Origin of the sequence: Leptotrichia sp. oral taxon 215 str. W9775 (assembly GCF_000469505.1) — a bacterium.
In the GTDB taxonomy this organism is placed as follows: Bacteria; Fusobacteriota; Fusobacteriia; order Fusobacteriales; family Leptotrichiaceae; genus Leptotrichia_A.
In genome coordinates this window covers 11,314-31,265 of the sequence record NZ_KI272873.1, presented here as the reverse complement: position 1 = coordinate 31,265, position 19,952 = coordinate 11,314, and the positions used below count along the sequence as shown (strand labels likewise).

General features: G+C 31.7%; 15 protein-coding genes. 13 read left to right on the top strand and 2 right to left on the bottom strand.

Annotated elements, in window-relative coordinates; all coding sequences use genetic code 11:
• The first annotated feature begins 8 nt into the window (after positions 1-8).
• Entirely contained in the window at positions 9-1,394 is a 1,386-nt protein-coding gene (locus HMPREF1984_RS09980) for a glycogen synthase (protein ID WP_036100589.1), read from the top strand.
• 161 nt (positions 1,395-1,555) lie between these two features.
• Entirely contained in the window at positions 1,556-2,092 is a 537-nt protein-coding gene (locus HMPREF1984_RS09975; RefSeq protein ID WP_021767877.1) for a GNAT family N-acetyltransferase, read from the top strand.
• Positions 2,093-2,249: 157 nt separating this feature from the next.
• Here the strand turns inward: HMPREF1984_RS09975 and HMPREF1984_RS09970 are convergent, their stop codons facing one another.
• Positions 2,250-3,674 (bottom strand): C69 family dipeptidase, encoded by a 1,425-nt coding sequence (locus tag HMPREF1984_RS09970; RefSeq protein WP_021767876.1) that lies wholly within the window; start codon positions 3,672-3,674, stop codon positions 2,250-2,252.
• 245 nt (positions 3,675-3,919) lie between these two features.
• Between HMPREF1984_RS09970 and hpt the strand changes: the two genes are divergently transcribed.
• The 8 genes from hpt (at position 3,920) to HMPREF1984_RS09930 (ending at position 11,566) form a co-directional block, all read left to right on the top strand.
• Complete coding sequence (gene hpt, locus HMPREF1984_RS09965) at positions 3,920-4,453, top strand: hypoxanthine phosphoribosyltransferase (RefSeq protein ID WP_036100588.1); 534 nt, start codon at positions 3,920-3,922, stop codon at positions 4,451-4,453.
• Between the two features lie 2 nt (positions 4,454-4,455).
• Positions 4,456-5,754 carry an adenylosuccinate synthase gene (locus HMPREF1984_RS09960; RefSeq protein ID WP_021767874.1) on the top strand — a complete coding sequence of 433 codons (1,299 nt, stop codon included), beginning with the start codon at positions 4,456-4,458 and terminating at the stop codon, positions 5,752-5,754.
• Positions 5,755-5,775: 21 nt separating this feature from the next.
• Positions 5,776-7,056 (top strand): tetratricopeptide repeat protein, encoded by a 1,281-nt coding sequence (locus HMPREF1984_RS11040; protein WP_051314512.1) that lies wholly within the window; start codon positions 5,776-5,778, stop codon positions 7,054-7,056.
• A 30-nt stretch (positions 7,057-7,086) separates the two neighbouring features.
• A complete protein-coding gene (locus HMPREF1984_RS09950) occupies positions 7,087-7,524 on the top strand; it encodes a rhodanese-like domain-containing protein (protein WP_036100587.1) in 438 nt (145 codons plus the stop codon).
• A gap of 111 nt (positions 7,525-7,635) precedes the next feature.
• On the top strand, positions 7,636-8,295 hold the full coding sequence (locus tag HMPREF1984_RS09945; protein WP_021767871.1) for an outer membrane beta-barrel protein: 660 nt from the start codon (positions 7,636-7,638) through the stop codon (positions 8,293-8,295).
• A gap of 186 nt (positions 8,296-8,481) precedes the next feature.
• Complete coding sequence (purB, locus tag HMPREF1984_RS09940) at positions 8,482-9,924, top strand: adenylosuccinate lyase (protein WP_021767870.1); 1,443 nt, start codon at positions 8,482-8,484, stop codon at positions 9,922-9,924.
• Between the two features lie 267 nt (positions 9,925-10,191).
• The gene (locus HMPREF1984_RS11690; protein WP_021767868.1) at positions 10,192-10,401 is read left to right on the top strand and encodes a hypothetical protein; all 210 of its coding nucleotides are present in this window, start codon (positions 10,192-10,194) and stop codon (positions 10,399-10,401) included.
• A 160-nt stretch (positions 10,402-10,561) separates the two neighbouring features.
• The gene (locus tag HMPREF1984_RS09930) at positions 10,562-11,566 is read left to right on the top strand and encodes a YiiG family protein (RefSeq protein WP_021767867.1); all 1,005 of its coding nucleotides are present in this window, start codon (positions 10,562-10,564) and stop codon (positions 11,564-11,566) included.
• A 212-nt stretch (positions 11,567-11,778) separates the two neighbouring features.
• On the opposite strand, the gene HMPREF1984_RS09925 is transcribed toward HMPREF1984_RS09930, so the two are convergent.
• The gene (locus HMPREF1984_RS09925; protein WP_036100586.1) at positions 11,779-12,498 is read right to left on the bottom strand and encodes a YebC/PmpR family DNA-binding transcriptional regulator; all 720 of its coding nucleotides are present in this window, start codon (positions 12,496-12,498) and stop codon (positions 11,779-11,781) included.
• A 207-nt stretch (positions 12,499-12,705) separates the two neighbouring features.
• Here HMPREF1984_RS09925 and HMPREF1984_RS09920 point away from each other — a divergent pair, with 207 nt between their 5' ends.
• From HMPREF1984_RS09920 to HMPREF1984_RS09910, 3 genes are all read left to right on the top strand, one after another.
• Complete coding sequence (locus HMPREF1984_RS09920) at positions 12,706-13,212, top strand: flavodoxin (protein ID WP_021767863.1); 507 nt, start codon at positions 12,706-12,708, stop codon at positions 13,210-13,212.
• 33 nt (positions 13,213-13,245) lie between these two features.
• A complete protein-coding gene (locus HMPREF1984_RS09915; RefSeq protein WP_021767862.1) occupies positions 13,246-13,734 on the top strand; it encodes a prolyl-tRNA synthetase associated domain-containing protein in 489 nt (162 codons plus the stop codon).
• Positions 13,735-14,113: 379 nt separating this feature from the next.
• Positions 14,114-19,952, top strand: a 5,839-nt coding sequence (locus HMPREF1984_RS09910) for an autotransporter-associated N-terminal domain-containing protein (RefSeq protein ID WP_021767861.1), incomplete at its 3' end; no start/stop codon positions are given.

Sequence of the window (19,952 nt, the reverse complement as noted above, 5' to 3'; positions counted from 1 at the left end):
TGATTAGCTTGAAAATAGTTTATCTTGCCTCAGAAGTTTATCCTTTCTTTAAAACAGGGGGATTAGCTGATGTAATGCAGGCTTTACCTAAAAAAATGCAGGAATTAGGACATGAAGTTTCCATAATAATGCCGAAATATGATAAAATTCCTTTAAAATATCTTGAAAAATTAGAATGGGTTGCAAGATTGGAAAGCCATGGGGATGTATTTAATCTGGTAAAATATCCTGACGATAAAATAAATTATTATTTCATTGAAAATAAGGCGTTATACGAAAGAGGGCGTGTTTACGGAGATAATGATGAAGATGTTCAGTATGCTATGTTTTCAGAACTTGCATTAAGATTTTTAAAGGAAATCAATTTACAGGCTGATATATTACACTGTAATGACTGGCAGACAGGACCGGTACCTTATTTTCTTAATGTAAGATATAATAATGATCCTTTTTACTGGGATATGAGAACAGTTTATACAATACATAACTTAATGTATCAGGGAAGATTTTCAAAATTTTCATTTGAAAGAATGGGATATCATATAGGTGGCCATGATTTAAACTTTATGCAAATAGGAATAGGATATGCAGATGTTGTAAATACTGTAAGTCCTACTTATGCTGAAGAAATAAAATATCCTTATTTCAGTGAAGGTCTGGAATGGATAACAAATGCGAAAAAGATTTATGGTGTACTTAATGGAATTGATGTTGAAGAATTTGACCCTGAAACTAATCCGGATGTTATAAACTACAATAAGGATACATTGTATAAGAAAAAGGAAAATAAATATAGACTTCAGGAAAAACTGGGATTACCTAAGTCAGATAATCTTCTGATTTCCATGGTTACAAGACTTGTGGAAGGAAAAGGACTTGATCTTGTATCGGCAGTACTGGAAAATTTATTACAGTATGATGCTGTTCAAATTGCGATTTTAGGTAGCGGTGATAAATTCTATGAAGATTATTACAACTATCTGACAGTTAAGTATCCTGACAAGTTTAAAGTATACTTAGGATATAATCCACATCTTGCAAATGAACTGTATGCAGGAAGCGATTTATTCCTGATGCCTTCAAGATATGAACCTTGCGGGCTTAGCCAAATGATAGCCATGAGATTTGGAACAATACCGATTGTAAGGGAAACAGGGGGATTGAAGGATACAGTAAGACCGTATAATATTTTTACAGATGAAGGGAATGGATTCTCATTTACAAACTTTAATGCAGATGATATGCTGTTTACAATAAAAGTTGCTGAAGGTGTATATTATGACAAACCTGAAATCTGGGAAAAACTTGTAAAAAGAAATATGGATCTGGATTTTTCATGGGACAGATCTGCGAGAGAATATTTGAAATTATATGAATTAGTAAAAAGCTGGTAATAATAAAAAGCAGGATTAACTCAAATATAATGTAAATAAAGATGTTTTTATTCAGGAAAATGTGTTTATTTGAAACAGTAGATTTGAGTAGTCCTATTTTGTTATTTGTATGAAGGAAAATAACTTTTTAATGTTTAATTTTTATTTTGAAGGAGAAAAAAATGAAAAAAGAAGTAACTCTAAAAAAAATAAGTGAAAACGATTTTAAACGTTTACACTCTATTGTATATCAGGGAGAAAGCCCTGAGTGGAAGAAATGGGACGGCCCATATTTTGATGATTATAAATTTACTGATTATGAAAACTTTTTGAAAGATAAAGCAGATTTTTTTAAGTCTGATAATATAAAAGGAATTTATATTGACGGAATTCTAATGGGAACAGTAAGCAGATACTGGGAAGATAGAAAAACCAGATGGCTTGAAGTTGGAATAGTAATTTATGACAGTAATTACTGGTATGGAGGATATGGAAGCGAAGCACTTAAAATCTGGACAACAAAAACATTTGATGATTTTCCTGAATTGGAACATATTGGCCTGACAACCTGGAGTGGAAATATATCCATGATGAAAAGTGCTGAAAAAATTGGATATAAGCTTGAAGGAAGAATAAGAAAAGTAAGATATCATATGAATGAGTATTTTGACTCCATAAAATATGGAGTGTTAAGGGGAGAATGGGAAAGTTTAAAATAAGGGGAGAAAGATACCAAGGGAATAGAAAATCAAGATACTATTAATTCAGATATAAAAAAAGACTGTTTCAGAATGAAAAATATAAATAAACATTTTCATTTTCTCTGAAAACAGTCTTTTTTCTTTTTAAGAGGCTTATATATAATTCATAGGAGAATTATTTTTTTAATGAGTTTTCTTCATTTTTTACAAGCTCGTATGCTTCTTTTCCATTTTTTAAAGCAAGTTCAGTTGCAAATTTTTCAGCTTCTTTAGGTGACATTTTTGCAATTTTTTTGTTTAATGCATTTTGTTCAGCAACTTTTTTCTTTTCATAGTCTTTTATTTTTTGTAAATATTTATTTTTAACATCATCAGATGCATTTTCCATATTAATATTTACATTTTCTGCAACCCAGTAGAATGAATCTGGATTATATGTAGTTCCTTTTACATGGTAAGTGTCATAAGTAGCTTTTATATTACCATAATAAGGAACAAATGGAGAATATTTAGCTCCAGCCATTGCCAGCCACATAACTCCTCCTACATTTGTAGGTAAGTCTTTTTTAATTTGGAAAATATGAGTTTCTATACCATTTTCATTGCTTATAGGATATTTAGCAGTGTCATTATTTTGTTTTCTTTTTGCAACTGTAAAGTTTGTATTTTCAAGACGGTTTCTTAAAACAGCCATTACATCCTGTACAGATATTTTTTTGTCTCTAGTTTGGAAAAGTTCGTAAACTTCGTCGGTATAAGTGATATTAGCTTTTGGATTTAATTGCAGGATTCCAGAATAAGCACGTGAACGGTTTCCGTCTGTCATTTCAGGAGCGTAAGATTTTGCTAAGTGCATTTTTCCGTCTACTGTAACGTAGCTTCCTGCATCTTTTGCAACTTTTTCGATATCATCAGATTTTATTACGTTATTCTTATCATTTAAATCAACAGTTCCAAGGAAATAAGTATTTGAGAATACAGAGAATTTGTCATCAGGGTATTTTATGGCAACAAATTGATGTCCTGAATAGATTTCAATGTACCACATTTCTTTTTTATCAGCTATTACAAGTACGTTTCCTTCGGCAGCACCTTTAGTTTTAATGATTTCAGCAAGACGTAGAACTCCTTCTCTTGCAGTTTTTACATAAGGAAGAATAACAGTAGGTATTGCAGATTCAGCAAGACCATCTTTAACATAAGGGTCAACCTTCTGGATTTTTTCATTAGCATCAGCTGAAACTGTAGAATCTATTGCTACACCAAATTCATTGAATCCTGCTTCATCGAATATTCCTTCTTCAGGAGTAACATCAGGAACGGCAGTGTATTTATATCTAGTTTCAGGAATTGGATATGTGAATCCATTGCTTTCATCTTTAAATACTGCACCAGGCTGATTTTTACCTCTTTCATAAACAACAAAGTTTTTGTTATGATCAGGCTCAGCTGTGAAATCTTCATTTCTTCCGAAAATATAACTTCCGTCAGTTGTCAATCCTTTACCTACAATAACTCCTGTACATGCAAGAACATATGATGAAAATTCAAGCATCAGAATAAATAATGTCAGTAGGAACATTGTTTTTTTAAACTTCATACTATCATCTCCTATAAAAAAATTATAACATTTGTTATATAATAATAGTATATTATGAAAAAAAAATCAGTAGGGAAAATTTTTAATGATTTTTTTGTATAATTGATATATTTTAGAAAAAGTAAATTGTAATTGAAAAAAATATATAAATATAGTAAAATAAGAAGTAAACGAATAGAATTTTTTTCATTTTACACATTTCACAAGGTAACATATAAATTTATTTTGAATTGGAGGGAGAAGCAGTGTTCAAATACAGCATTGGAACATTAATCTCGAAAGAAGAAATCTCAGAAAAGGTAAAAGAATTGGCACTTCAGATTGACAATGACTATAAAGGGGAAGAAATCCTGTTAATTGGGCTTTTACGTGGATCGGTACTTTTTTTAAGTGATCTTGTAAGGGAACTGAAAACAGAAGTAACTCTTGACTTTATGATTGTCTCAAGTTATGGAAACGAATTAGAAAGTTCAAGGGATGTAAAAATTAAAAAAGATTTGGAAGAGGATATCAGAGGTAAAAATGTAATAGTTGTTGAAGACATAATAGACACCGGCCACACATTGAAAAAAGTTCTGGAAATGCTTAAAACCAGAGAACCAAAAAGTATTAAAATATGTACTCTGCTTGACAAACCTGAAAGAAGGGAAGTTGAGATAGAAGTGGATTATACAGGATTTAAAATACCTGATGAATTTGTAGTCGGGTACGGAATAGATTTTGCACAGAAACACAGAAACTTATCTTATATTGGAATTGTAAAGAAAGAGGAGGAATAAAAATGGAAAATAATACTTTTGTAATTATAGGAACACAATGGGGAGATGAAGGAAAAGGGAAAATAATAGACGTTCTCTCACCTAAGGCTGATTATATTGTGAGATTCCAGGGAGGAAATAATGCCGGTCATACTGTTGTTGTAAATGATGAAAAGTTTATTTTGCATCTGCTTCCTTCAGGTATTATAAATTCACAGGGAAAATGTGTTATTGGAGCAGGAGTAGTTGTTGACATTGAAGTGCTTTTAAAAGAAATAGAAGCATTGGAAAAAAGAGGAAAAAATCTGGATAAATTGTTTATAGATGAGAGAGCTCATGTAATAATGCCTTATCACATTGAGATAGATAAAGCAAAGGAAGAAGCAATGGGAGCAAATAAGATAGGAACTACCCAGAGGGGAATAGGACCTTGCTATATTGACAAGATTGCAAGAAACGGAATAAGAATAGGAGATTTGCTTGAGCCTGAAAGATTTAGGGATAAGCTGGAGTGGAATGTAAAAGAAAAAAATGATATGCTGACAAGATATGGAAAAGATACATTTGATTTGGAAGAATTATATGAAAGATTTATGAAACTTGCTGAAAAAATAAGACATAGAATAATAGACGGAGTTGTAGAAATAAATGAAGCTATTGAAGAAGGAAAACAGGTTCTATTTGAAGGAGCACAGGCATTAATGCTTGACATTGACTATGGAACATATCCTTATGTTACGTCATCTTCACCTACAGCTGGAGGTGTGACAGTAGGTACAGGAGTTTCACCTAAAAAGATAAACAGAATTCTTGGAGTTATGAAGGCTTATACAACAAGAGTAGGAGAAGGGCCTTTCCCTACAGAGCTTAATGATGAAACTGGAGAAAAATTAAGAACAGTGGGACATGAATATGGAGCAACTACAGGACGTCCTAGAAGATGTGGATGGCTTGACCTTGTAATAGGAAGATACGCTGTGCTGATAGATGGACTAACTGATATTGTACTGACAAAACTTGATGTACTTACTGGATTTGAAACGATAAAAGTGGCAGTGGGATATGAAATTGATGGAAAAGTTTATCATTCTTATCCTGGAAATTTAAGAAAATCTAAAACATTGAATATAGTTTATGATGAACTTCCTGGATGGACTGAAGATATTACACAAATAAAAAATTACGATGAACTGCCTGAAAACTGTAAAAAATATGTAGAATATATAGAAAAGAAATTAAAATGTAATGTATCCATGATTTCAGTAGGACCTGAAAGAAGTCAAAATATTTATAGATATGACTTGACTGAAATTGTGAAATAATTTTTAGGAGTTGATGGAATATTGAAGAAATTATTAATTTTAATTAGCATATTACTCTTTTCAACCTTTGCAATGGCTGAAAATGGTGATAAAGAAGTAGAACAGGCAAGGGAATTTTTTTATCAGAAAGATTTTAAAAATGCAGAAAAATTATATTTGTCTGCAATTGATAAAGGAAATATAATAGCTTTAAATGATTTAGGAAATTTGTATTATTTAAAAGAAAATTATTCAGAAGCTAAAAAATATTTTCAAAAATCAGTAGATAAAGGTGGAACAGTTGCATTATTTAATTTAGCTGAAGTTTATAGAATTGAGAAAAACTTTCCTCAGGCTGAAAAATATTATTTGCAGGCAATAAAGAAAGGTGTAATACAGGCATATAATAATTTAGCACTTCTTTATTCTGAAAATGGGAAACTTGAAAAAGCAGTAGAGTATTATTTAAAAGCTGGAGAAAGTGGAGATGTTAAAGGATATTACAATTTAGGAAATTTGTATTTTCATAACTATGAGGATTTGAAAAAAGCTGAAAAATATTACTTAAAAGCAGCGGAACAGAATCATCAAAATTCTATAAGGATGTTAGGATTTATTTATCAAAGATTAGAAGATTATAAGAAAGCTAAGGAATATTATTTAAAAGCTTTGAAAAATAATGAAAATGATGGTCTTCTTGTAAACTTAGCTTTAGTTTATGAAAAATTAGGAGAAACAAAAAAAAGTGAAGAAACTCATTTGAAAGCAATTGAAAAAGGGTTTGTCGGAAGTATGTATAACTTGGCAAGTTTTTATGAAGAAAATGGAAAAATTGAAGAAGCTAAAAAATGGTATAAAAGAGCTTTGGAAAATGGAGTAGAACCTGCAAGGGAAGAACTGGAAAAATTAGAGGGAAATAAATCAGATAAACTTAAAAATATAGCAACTTCTAATATTTCTTTTGAAACGCTTACATTAAAATTAGTCGGTCATGGATTACTAAAAACCAATGAAAATGAGATAGAATTAGAATATCAGAATTTTAGGGCAATTGGAAAAGATAAAAAAGTATACACTGAAAAAGATTTTCAGATAAATGGTAAAAAGCCTAAAATTGTAGTAAGTAAGGCAGTATCTACTAAAATGATAAGAAATTTTATTAAAACGGATGAAAAAATATACATAGTTGGTTTTTTAGATGAAACTAATGAAAGAAAAAAAGGAGTCAGATATGAACCTTTTGATGTAAAGTTCAATGAAAATGAGGATTGGGTAAAGAAAATATATTTTAAGGATGGAATAATTTATATTTGGAATAATTAAATTAAAATAAAAAATAGAATGGAGATAAAGATGAAAATAAAAAAAATAGCACTTATGGCAATAGTTGGATTAATTTCTGTATTAGGAATTTCATGTGGTAGAACAATGAATAGCAAACAGGTTTCAGTAGATTCAAAAGAAGTAAAAAATGAAAAAAAGGCAGAATATAAAAAAATAACTTCAGATGAAGCTAAAAATATTATGTTAACTGAAAAACCAATAGTTGTAGATGTTAGAAGCTTAGAGGAATACAATGAAGGACATATTCCAAATGCAATTTCTGTTCCGCTTGAAACTATTGAAAATGAAGCAGAAACAAAATTGAAAAATAAAGATGATTTGATTTTAGTTTACTGCAGAAGTGGAAGAAGAAGCAGAGAAGCTGCATTAAGATTAATCGAAAAAGGTTATACAAATGTAATTGATTTTGGTGGAATACAGGACTGGAATGGAGAAGTTGTAAAATAGCATAAAAAATTTCTTACTTAATTCTGAAAAATATGTTATAAAAATTAGGATTTTCATATCTTTTTATAATGATAAAATTCAATTAAAAGCATTACTTACAGGAGGAAAAATATGAAAAAAATTATAATTGCAAGTTTGCTACTTATAGGAGCTAGAAGTTTTTCAAATACTTTAGAACTACGTTATGGAGCAGATATCAACAATAACAGTAATATAGAATATCTCAAAACAGATAAAAAAATTTCTGGAAATGGAGGTTCCGTAGTTATAGAATATCATGATAATATTACTGAAAGATTGGAAGGTGGATGGGGAATAGGATATCGTTATTCCAAAATGAGCAAGGATATTTTAGATTACGAAAATGAAAAGACGAAAGGTCTTCATTCTATACCACTTTATCTTACAGGAAGATATAATTTTAGAAAAGAATCTGACTGGACACCTTATGTTTCACTTAATCTTGGAATAATAGGGCAAAAAGGAAGATATTCAGGTTATACTGGAACAGAGTATAGAAGAGTAAAGACAGATTACAAAATTAATTCAGGATGGATGTACGGAGCATCAGTTGGATTTAAATACAAGGACTATATTGTTGATTTGTCATATAATATTAATAATTCTACAATTGAAGGATTTCATGAACTTGGAAATTCACGTTATATTAGTGCGCCTTATTTAAAAACTGAATTTAAAGATAAAAAAATAAAAAGAAGTACAATAACATTAAGTTTTGGATGGGTTGCCAGAGATATTTATTTACCATAAAATTAAAAATAGAGTATTCAAAATAGAAAAATATAAATATATTTTAATTAATAAAATAGCAGAATGTAATTCTTAGTTTCAACTAGAGATGAATATTTTAAAATGAAGTAGCGAAAAAGTGAACTCAATTTTAGTTGTTTCTGACAAAAAGAAATAATAATAAAATAATAAGGAGGAATTTCAAATATGGAAAATATGGACATATATTCAAATCCACTGGCAGAGAGATATTCAAGCAAGGAAATGCTGCATGTGTTTTCTCCGGAATTCAAGTTTAGAACATGGAGACAGCTGTGGATAAATCTTGCGGAAGCTGAGAAGGAACTTGGGCTTGATTTTATTACAGATGAACAGATAGCAGAACTTAAAAAATATAAAGATGATGTTGATTTTGAAGTTGCAGCAGAGTTTGAAAAAAAATTAAGACATGATGTAATGGCACATGTGCATACGTATGGTGAACAGGCTAAAAATGCAAGAAAAATAATACATCTTGGAGCTACAAGTGCCTATGTGGGAGATAATACTGACTTAATCCAGATAAAAGAAGGACTCCTTATTATTAGAAAAAAATTACTTACACTGATTAAAAGAATGAAGGAATTTTCCTTAGAATATAAATCACTTCCTACTTTGGGATTTACACATTTTCAGGCTGCACAGCTTACAACAGTAGGAAAAAGAGCGACTTTATGGCTTCATTCATTACTTCTTGATTTTGAAGAACTGGAATTTAGACTGGATAACTTGAGATTCAGGGGAGTAAAAGGTACTACAGGAACACAGGCAAGCTTTAAGGAACTTTTTGACGGAGATTTTGAAAAAGTGAAACAGCTTGATAAACTGGTTACTGAAAAGGCAGGATTTAGTAAAAAACAAGGAGTTTCAGGACAGACTTATGACAGAAAGGTTGATGCCCAGACATTGAACCTGCTTTCAAATATCGCACAGTCAGCCCATAAGTTTACAAATGATTTCAGACTTTTACAGCATCTGAAAGAGCTGGAAGAACCTTTTGAAAAGAATCAGATTGGTTCAAGTGCAATGGCATATAAAAGAAATCCAATGAGAAGTGAAAGAATTTCTTCCCTTGCAAAATATGTAATTTCAAGCTCACAGACAGGTGCATTGGTTTTTGCAACACAGTGGTTTGAAAGAACTCTGGATGACTCTGCAAGTAAGAGATTATCTATTCCTCAGGCATTTTTAGCTGTGGATGCAATTCTGATTATATGGCTTAATATTATGGACGGAGTTGTTGTTTATCCGAAGGTAATTGAAGCAAATATTCAGAAAGAGCTTCCATTTATGGCAACTGAAAATATTATTATGGAATCAGTGAAAAAGGGAATGGACAGACAGGAAGTTCATGAAATTATTAGGGAACTTTCAATGGAGGAAACAAAGGAAATTAAGCTGAATGGAAATCCTAACAGATTAATTGATAGAATTATAAAGGACGGAAGGCTGGGACTTAAGGCGGAAGACATGGAAGGAATCCTTGTTTCAGCAAATTATACAGGATTTGCACCTCAACAGACAGAAGACTTCATAAGGGAAGAAATAGATCCTATCCTTGAAAAATATAAGGATGAAGTGACAGAGGAGAGGGAAGAACTGAGGGTGTAGATATAGAAAAAAATAAAAAATAAAGTAAAATGGGGGGAAATATTTAAATTTACAGGTAAGATTTTTATAAGGAAATTAAGATATGAAAAAGAAGAAGCCCCTCACAAGAAGCCAGAATATGGCGAGAATAAAATCAAAGAATACAAACTGAAGTATAAAACAGCAATATTTGTGAAAGGTTGTTTCTGGCATAGGCATGAAAACTGTAAAATAGCTACATTTCCTCATATACACGAAGAATTCTGAAGAAAGAAGTTCAGGAGAAATGTGGAAAGGGATATGGAAGTTAAGGAGAAGCTTTTTGAAATGGATATAAGTGTCATAACTGTCTGGGAGTGTGAAATAAGGGAAATGCAGAAAAATGAAAATTACAGGAAGCAGTACCTTGAAATATTGAAGGATAGAATTGAAAGGGTATTTAATTATTGTGAGAAGGATATTTCTGTTCAAATGAAAATTTCTGAGTGCAAAGAATAATATAACGAAAAAATATAAAAAAACAAATAAAAACAAAATAAAATTTTGAGGGATAGAATATAAAAAATAAAAGTGATTATGTATAAATTATTTTTATAAATCCTATAAATTTATTAGTAAAACAAATAATAAATACAAATTAAGAAAGAGAGGAACAGTCATGAAGAAAATTTTAGTGATATTAACTATGCTGGTATTAGTAATATCATGTGGAAAAAAAGGAACAAAAAATGATCCTTTTAAAGATTTAGGAAATAATAAAGGAGGAAGCAGTAAACAGGTAAATGAAGTTGAAAAATACAATTTTTATGTTGGAGTTCACAATCAGTTGCTGAGTTTTGAAAAGAGTGCAGGAGATTACTTTGAAGATGCGGGCTCAGAAGCTCAGTTTAAGAAACCGGATGGAAGTATAAATGTTAATCTTTATCAAATTCCTCAAATTATTCAACAAATGCAGAAAGCAAAAGAAGCTAAACCAAAATGGGATGATTTAGATAAAAGTTTGGATGCATTGCTTCCAATATTTGAAGAATTGCAACCACTTGCTCAGGATATGAAAGGGTATTATGACGGAAAAGACTACACAAGTGACAATTATAAAAAAGCACAGGAATACCATACTAAATTCCTGGAACTTATAAAGAAATATGAAGCGGCAGTTGTTCCATTTAGAACTGCAATGGATAAAAAAGTTGCTGAACAAAAAGAATCAGAAGCTAAAATGTATCAAAAAGAAGGAAGAATGATAGCATACAACAGAATGACAATTATGAATGTTGCAGAAGAAGTATTGGCTGAAATCAGTGCTCAGAAGCTAAATGGTGCTAACTTTACAAGTGCTGGAGATGCATCTAAATTTAAAGCTTTACAGGAAAAATTAATTAAAGCAACAGCTGACTATCAAACTTCTATAAGAGATGAAAAACTGATAAAAATGGAAGGGAAAAAAGCTACTGATACTCATAGCTTTGAAAGATTCCTGGATGAAGCAAATGACTTCAAGGCGGCTCTTGTATCTCTTATAGAAAGAATAGAAACTAAAAAAGCAGTAGATGAGCATACTTTACGTAACAGCTTTTTCCTTGAAAATGAAGACGGAACTCCTGAAAATATAGTTAAGCAGTTTAACGAACTTGTAGGAGAATATAACAACAGTATTAGATAATTTTACAGGAAATAGAATTTATTTATGAGGGTATTTGGAAAAATGAGCAGAAGAAATATTTATTATATATTTTTTGCCATGGGTTTCTCAGCCCTCATTTTTTATTGTTGTAAACTTTATAATATGTATTGGGAAAAGAGAATAAAAAAATAGCGAAAACTTTTTAAAATAAATTGATTTCGCTAAATTTATTCTATTATAGGTTATTAGAACTAAAGGTCACCTGCAAAATTATGATGAACTTTTTGAACATCGTCGTCATTTTCAAGAACATCGATTAATTTTGCCAATTTTTGAAGATCGTTTTCTTCAAGAGTTTCCACCTCAATAGATGGAAGGTACTGAATATCAGCTTCAAGCAATGTATATCCTGCCGCTCTTAAAGCATCGGCAACAGCGTCGAAGTTTGAAGTTTCTGTAGTAATGTAGAAACTGTCTTCTAAAGTTTCCATGTCTTCCATTCCTGCTTCAAGGGCAACTTCCATTAATGCATCCTCATCAATATCAGCAGTTTTCTCAATAATGATTTCACCTTTTCTTCCAAACATGTACGAAACTGATCCTGAAACACCAAGGTTTCCACCATTTCTATCAAAAGCAGTTTTTACAGATGCGGCAGTTCTATTTTTATTGTCAGTCAGTGCTTCAACAATTATTGCAACTCCTCCTGGTCCATATCCTTCGTAGTTTAATGTTTCAAAAGCATTGGAACCATCTGTTCCTGCACCTTTCTTTATAGCTCTGTTAATATTATCGTTAGGCATATTAATTGCTTTAGCTTTTTCAATTGCATGTTTAAGGGCAACGTTAAATTCAGGATTATCTCCACCTCTTGCAGCAACAGTTATAAGTCTGACAAGTTTTGTAAAAGAAGCGGCTCTTTTTTTATCCTGAGCTTCTTTACGCCCTGCTATTGTACCATGTCTTCCCATAAAATCCTCCATTCGTAATTATATATCTGATTATATCATATTTTTAGATAAAGAGTAAATATCTTGATTAAAATTTTATTGCTGTGTGCAAATATAATGAAAAAATCTATTAAAAATATTATTAAGACTTGTTTTTTTTCCTTTAAAAAGGTACAATATATATTAAGTGATAATAAAATTATAAAATAAATTTTTGGAGGTCAATCAATGGCAGATTTAATAGCTTTTTATTCAAGAAGAGGACAAAATTATTTTGATGGAGAAATTAAGGAAGTAAAAAAAGGAAACACAGAAATTGTTGCAGAAAAATTACAGGAAATGACTGGAGCGGAAGTTTTCCAGATAAAACAACTTGTGGAATATTCTGATAATTATAAAATATGTGCTGAAGAAGCAGAAAGAGATTTTAATAATAACGCAAGACCTGAGCTTGACGAATATCTTCAGGAGCCTGAAAAATATGACACAATTTATCTGGCATACCCTAATTATTGCAATACAATGCCAATGGTTGTTTTTACATTCCTAGAAGAATACGGTTTTGAAGGAAAAACAATTAAGCCAATATGTACAAACGGAGGAAGCGGACTTGGAACAAGTGTAAGAGATATAAAGAAACTTTGCCCAAATTCAACTGTTACTAAAGGACTTTCAATAGACAGTTCTGAAATTGAAAAAGCAGAAGATTTATTGAAAGAATGGCTTGAAAAATAATCTGTAATAAGAAATCATAAGGAGGATGTAATAATGGATATGTTTTTGAAGGTAAAAGAAAAACTGGATGAACTTGACATTCCTTTTGAACTTGTGGAGCACGAACCTGCAGTAACTACAGAACTTGCAGATAAATTCATTGAAGGGATAGAAGGAGTCCGTACAAAAACTATGTTTCTGACAAACAGAAAAAAGACGGAGTTTTATCTTCTTATTATGGATGACAGTAAAAGGCTGGATATGCTTAGATTCAAGGAAATAGTTTCTGCGAATCAGATAAAAATGGCATCTGAAAAAAGTCTTTATGAAAAAATGATGCTGCCACCGGGAACTGTATCGCCATTTGGCTTATTAAATAATAAAGATAAGGATATAAAGGTGTATATAGATAAAGAAATAATAGGCGAAAAACGTATGAGCTTTCATCCAAATACAAATGAAAAAACAATATTTATTAAAACATCTGATTTATTAAAATACCTTGAAAGCATTGGATACGATGCGAATGTGATTGAGATTTAAAAACGAGGTTTTAGAAAAGAAAAACCAAACTGAATGTGAAATTTTAAGAAAATATGTAGATTAGAAGAAATTCTGATTTATGTATTTTTTTTTGTTAAAATTTTATTTAAAATTTTGTATATAAAAAATATATTGATTTTTTCGTTTGTATTTGGTATAATTTGCCTTAGAATTTCGTAAGAAAGAATGTCTGATTACTGATAAATAGAAGTGTTAAAAAATATAAAAAAATTTTTTAAGATTAAAAAACTTTTATTTTCTGTAATTTAGATAATGTAATAATATAATATAACCTTTTTAATATAATAAACTGAATAAAACTAAGAAAAGTTATTATTAAAAGGGATTTGTTATAAAAAATACAAAAAAGGAGAGCAAAATGAGTAATAATTTGAGAAGTTTAGAAAAGAGATTAAGATCTTTTATTAAAAGAAGCAAAGAAATAAAATATACAAAAAGTCTACTTTTTACTTTTCTTATGACTGGCGGTATAGCTCAGGCAGTAGGAAAATCAGATGAAAATAATTCAATAAATGGTGAAAAAAAGCAGCTTGTAACTTCCATAGATGACATGAAGGATATATTTAAGGAAGCAAGAAAGGAAAATAATAAGTTAATAAAAGGTGCAAATCTTGAGTTGGTAAAACTTATGGAACAAGGAGATCATGTAGTAAAATCTCCATGGAGTTCATGGCAGTTTGGTGTGAACTATTTTTATAATAACTGGGGAGGACGTTATAAAGGATACGGAGGAAAAACTGAAAATATAAAGTATAACAGAGGGATGACTTCTGATTTAACAAAATATACTGCAAATACAAGTAATGGAAATTATAATTCAACTTCGCTTGATCTTATTTCTACTTATGAACCTAAAAGTGAAATAGGAATGTTTGCAACTATAAATCCTAGAGTCATTCAAAAAATAGATGTAACGGTAGCTGAGAAGTCTGTAGCAAATCCTCAGGTTCCTGAAACAGTGGAATTTCATCCTGTAAAACCTGAGATACCAGTGTTAAATCCACCTGCAGTTAATGTTACGGCAATATCACTATCAGCAATATGGAACTCTACTGGATTGGATACTCTAGGTTTAAATAGCAATGCAACAACTCCTGGAACATATGAAATTAATAACACGACACCTGCAAGAAATCAGAATGATCCTAGTACACACAGTCCAAGTGCAACTACAAGAATAGCGGAAACATTTATAGATATAGGAGTTGCAGGAACAGGAGGTACTACAAAAACCTACACGATAGGTCCGGGACTTACTTTAAATATAAAAAGAAATGGAGTCAGAGCAGGTGTAGTAGATGCAGGAGACTGGGGACGTGCAGATGTTCAGAAAGCAGATATTGTAAATAAAGGTACTATAAATCTTTATAATGAAACTACTGGAGGATTGGAGATACAGGGAAATCCATTGGTAGGGATATTTTCTGCTATAAATGAAGGTGATATTAACGGTCTTGGTAACAAACAGCTGGGTCTTACAATGACTCCGGAACAGCCAAATGCTACAGGAAGTATGCAGACATTTGAAAACAGAGGGAAAATAAATCTTGCTGGAAATGAATCTACCGGAATAAATATTGTAAACAGAAAACTGTATGCATCAACAGAAAATGCAGGACTAAGAGCAACTTATCCAAGCGGATTTTATAATGACGTGGTTATAAAAGCTTTAAATAGTGCAGGAGGAACTATAACTCTTGGAGGGACAGGAAGTTACGGTATAGCATTTGGAGCATATGGAAATGATAGTAGATTAAGCGAGAATACAGAATTTAAAAATGATGGTACAATAAATGTTAATAATGACACTTCCGGGGGAATTGCTGTAAAAAAAGCAAATGACTGGGTAGGTACTCGTGGAAATGCTGTTCTTGAAAATAGTGCCAGCGGAATAATAACAATAAAAGGAAAAGATTCGTTTGGAATATACTCAGAAGAAGTATCGGGAACAAATAAAGGAACGATAAGCATTGAAGGAAGCAAGGACAAAGCAATTGGACTACGTGCAAATAAGACAGGAACTTTAATACCTGTACTTAAAAATGAAAATAAAATAGATATAACAAGTACAGGAAAACATAATATAGGACTTTTTACAGATAATGCAAAAGTTATAAATGATACTGCAGGAAAGGTAAATATTACTGCAGGGGAAAATATTGGAATGGCTGTTTATGGAACAGGTGAAGGAGAAAATAAAGGTAGTATATCTGCTACTTCAGATGGTTCTATAGGGCTTATGACTTCCGATACAGGGAAAATAACAAATACAGGTTCTGTAACTGTGTCAGGAGGAAATACTGCTACTTCAGGAACATACGGAATTGTTACAGGACAGGGATCAACAGTTGACAGTACAGGAGGAACGCTTACTGTAAATGTAAATGGAGATAAATCTCTTGGAGTATATTCAAATGGGACTTTAAAAATAGGAAATTCTACTATTAATGCATCAGATGGTGCTGTAAACTTCTATTCAGATAATAATGGGAACATTGAAATAGCTTCAGGAAAAACTGTAAATACAACAACTGGAAGCAAGTCACTATTATTTTATAATGGAAATGCAGGAACAGGAAGAGTTCTTGTAAATGGTACATTAAATGCAGTTGTTCAAGGTGGAACAGATGCAACAAATAGAGGTACGGCATTTTACTATATTCCAGGAGCACTTTCATCTGCTGGAAGTGTGTCAGGGTATAATAATTCAATATCTTATGGTTCATTCCTTACAGGAGATATCCAAAATTACTTCAATACAAACTTTGGAGGAACTTTAGGTAATGCGAATTTAAATATGCAAAACGGTTCCAGATTGTTCGTTGCTTCAAATGTAAAAATGAATTTGAGTAATACAGCTGCCGGAGCTTTAAGTGGACTTACAGGAGCTCCTGTAATAACAGGTTCAGATTATAAAACATTTATGATGTATTTAAGTGAACTTAAGGTAGATGCACCTGTAAATTTAGATAGCACTACTGACAGCTATAATCAGCTTGAGATTTCAAATTCATCAATAATTAATGAAAATACTATCTCTGGAACAGCGGCAGGACAGGCGGCTATAGCCCAGAAAAATAAAAATTCCAATAAAAATTATGTAACATTGGTAAATGAAACAGCAGGAAATATAAATCTTGCAGGAACAAATTCCATAGGAATATTTGCTGAAAATGGAAATATTATAAATAGAGGAAATATTACGCTTGGTGGAACAGCTGCTACTGCACTTTTTGGAACAGCAAATTCACTGATGTCAAATGAAGGTTCGATAAATCTGAATGGAACAGGAAATACAGGTATGTTCTTTGAAAATACTTCATCGACACCTTCTTCGGAAGTACTTAGAAATAGTGGAACTATAACATCAACGCAGGGAGAAAGTGCTGCAATGATATATAAACCTGGAAATATTTTGACAGCTGGAACTACACTTGTAAACAATACAGGAACAATAACTATGGCTGGAGATAAAAATACAGGAATATATGCCTTAAAAGATACAGGAAATGCCGGATATGTTATAGAAAATAATGGAACAATAGAATTTTCTGATGATTCAGCATCTATAAATAATGACAGCAATGTTGGAATATATACAAATGGTGAAAATAATAAAGTAAAAACAGCTTCAGGTTCAAAAATTGAAACAAAAGCAAGAAGTATAGGAATATATGGATATGAAGTAGAAAATGATGGAGATATTACAGTTGGAGATTCAGGTGTAGGAATTTACTCATTAGGAAAGAATATAAATGTAAATTCAGGAACTATAAAAGTAGGTAATAATAACGGAGCAGGAATTTATATGACTGGAACTAATCAGACTCTGACTGCCGGAAATGCCGCAAATATGGTGATAGGAAATGGATCTGTAGGTATAATGGATTCAAATACATCAACACCTGGAAACACAATAATAAGTAATATAGCAAATATAGGTCTTGGAGATAATTCTGCATATATTTATTCAGCAGGTCCAAACAGCAATATAATTAATACTTCAAATATAACTTCAGTAGCAGGTTCTGCAGGAAGAAATTTTGGAATATATTCAGCTGGAAATGTTGTTAACAGTGGAAATATTGATTTTAGAAATGGTGAAGGAAACGTAGGAATATATGTAGATGGAAGTATGGGAAATGCCATAAATTCCGGAAATATAACTGTTGGAAAATCTGACACGGCAACAAATGCATATTCAATAGGAATGGGAGCAAAAAATGGAGCTTCTATAGAAAATACTGGAGTAATTAATGTAATTGATGAAAATGGAGTTGGAATGTATGCGAGCGGTGCAGGTTCCAAGGCGATAAATAGAGGAGATATTAACCTTTCAGGTTCAAGTTCTGTTGGAATGTATATAGATGACTATGCTGTCGGAGAAAATTACGGAAATATTCAGACTACTGCCGGACCAAACGGAGATTCAATAATAGGAGTGTATACATTAAATAATGGAGTTATAAAGAACTATGGAACAATTAATATTAATTCTGAAGATGGAATAGGAGTATATCTAGGAAGAAATTCAAGAGTGGAAGAAAATGGAGGAAGTATTTCTGCAAGTGGAACAAACTCTGAAAGAATCTATGTTTCTACAGGATCTGATACTTCAAAAGGCGTAAAAGGAATAGAATTTAAGCTGCCTTATCCTGGAGCACCTTCTGCTTCAGTAATTAGAGATGGATCAATCGTAACTCCTGTAACATTAGATACAAATATTCCATCACCAGCAGCAAATATTGTCACAGTGGGAGCTACTTCAATAAATCTGACAAATGAAGAAATGTCAGTAGAAAATAATGGTGGAGGTAAAGCAGGCCTAGGAATGTATGTTGATACTTCAGGTGTAAACTATACAAATCCTATTAGCGGTCTTCAGCATTTAAGTAGACTGAAAAGAGTTAACCTTATATTTGGTACAGAAGCATCAAAATATACAAATTCAAAGGATATTTTGCTGGGAGATAATATAATTGCCCCTTACAATACGGCAATCAGCCAGGTAAATGCTACTAATCCAACAATGAAGTGGCAAATATATTCAGGAAGTTTGAGCTGGATAGCAACTGCAACTCAGGATCCGGTTACTAATGAACTGAAAAATGTATATCTTTCTAAAATACCGTATACTTCCTTTGCAAAAGATACAGATTCCTATAACTTTATGAGCGGATTAGAAGAAAGATATGGTGTAGAAGGTACAGGAACAAGGGAAAAAGCTATTTATGACAAGCTTAATGAACTTGGAAAAGGAGAAGCTGGAATATTTGCACAGGCAGTTGATGAAATGAAGGGACACCAGTATGCAAATACTCAACAGAGAATCTATGAAACAGGAAATTCTTTAGATAAGGAATTTAGATATTTAAAAAATGAATGGAGAAATCCTTCTAAACAGAACAATAAGATAAAAGTATTCGGAATGAAAGATGAATATAACACAAATACAGCAGGAATCCACGATTATAGAAGCAATGCCTATGGAGTTGCATATGTTCATGAAGATGAAACAGTAAAATTAGGACATTCAAGTGGATGGTATGCAGGAGCAGTTACTAACAGATTTAAATTTAAAGATCTGGGAGGCTCAAAAGAAGACCAGACAATGCTTAAGTTAGGAATATTCAAAACAATGTCACCGCTAGGAGACCATAATGGAAACTTAAGATGGACTATATCAGGGGATATATTTGGTGGAATAAACCATATTAACCGTAAATTCTGGATAGTTGATGATGTATTTGGAGCAAAAGGTACTTATTATTCGTATGGAGCGGCATTGAAAAATGAACTGGGTTATGATATAAGAATGAGCGAGAGAACACACCTTAGACCATATGGAATGCTGAAAATGGAATATGGAAGATTTACAGATATAAAAGAAAAATCTGGAGAAATGCGTCTTGAAGTAGCTGGAAATGACTATTTCTCAGTAAAACCGGAAGTAGGAGTGGAATTTAAGTATGTGCAGCCTCTTGCAGTAAGAACACAGTTGTCAGTAGGACTGTCAGCTGCATATGAAAATGAACTTGGAAAAATCCAGAACAGAAATCAGGCCAGAGTAGGATACACTTCAGCAGGATGGTATAACCTTGAAAAAGAAAAAGAAGACAGAAGAGGAAATGGTAAATTTGACCTGAATATCGGAATTGACAATACAAGATTTGGAGTAACAGTAAATGCAGGTTATG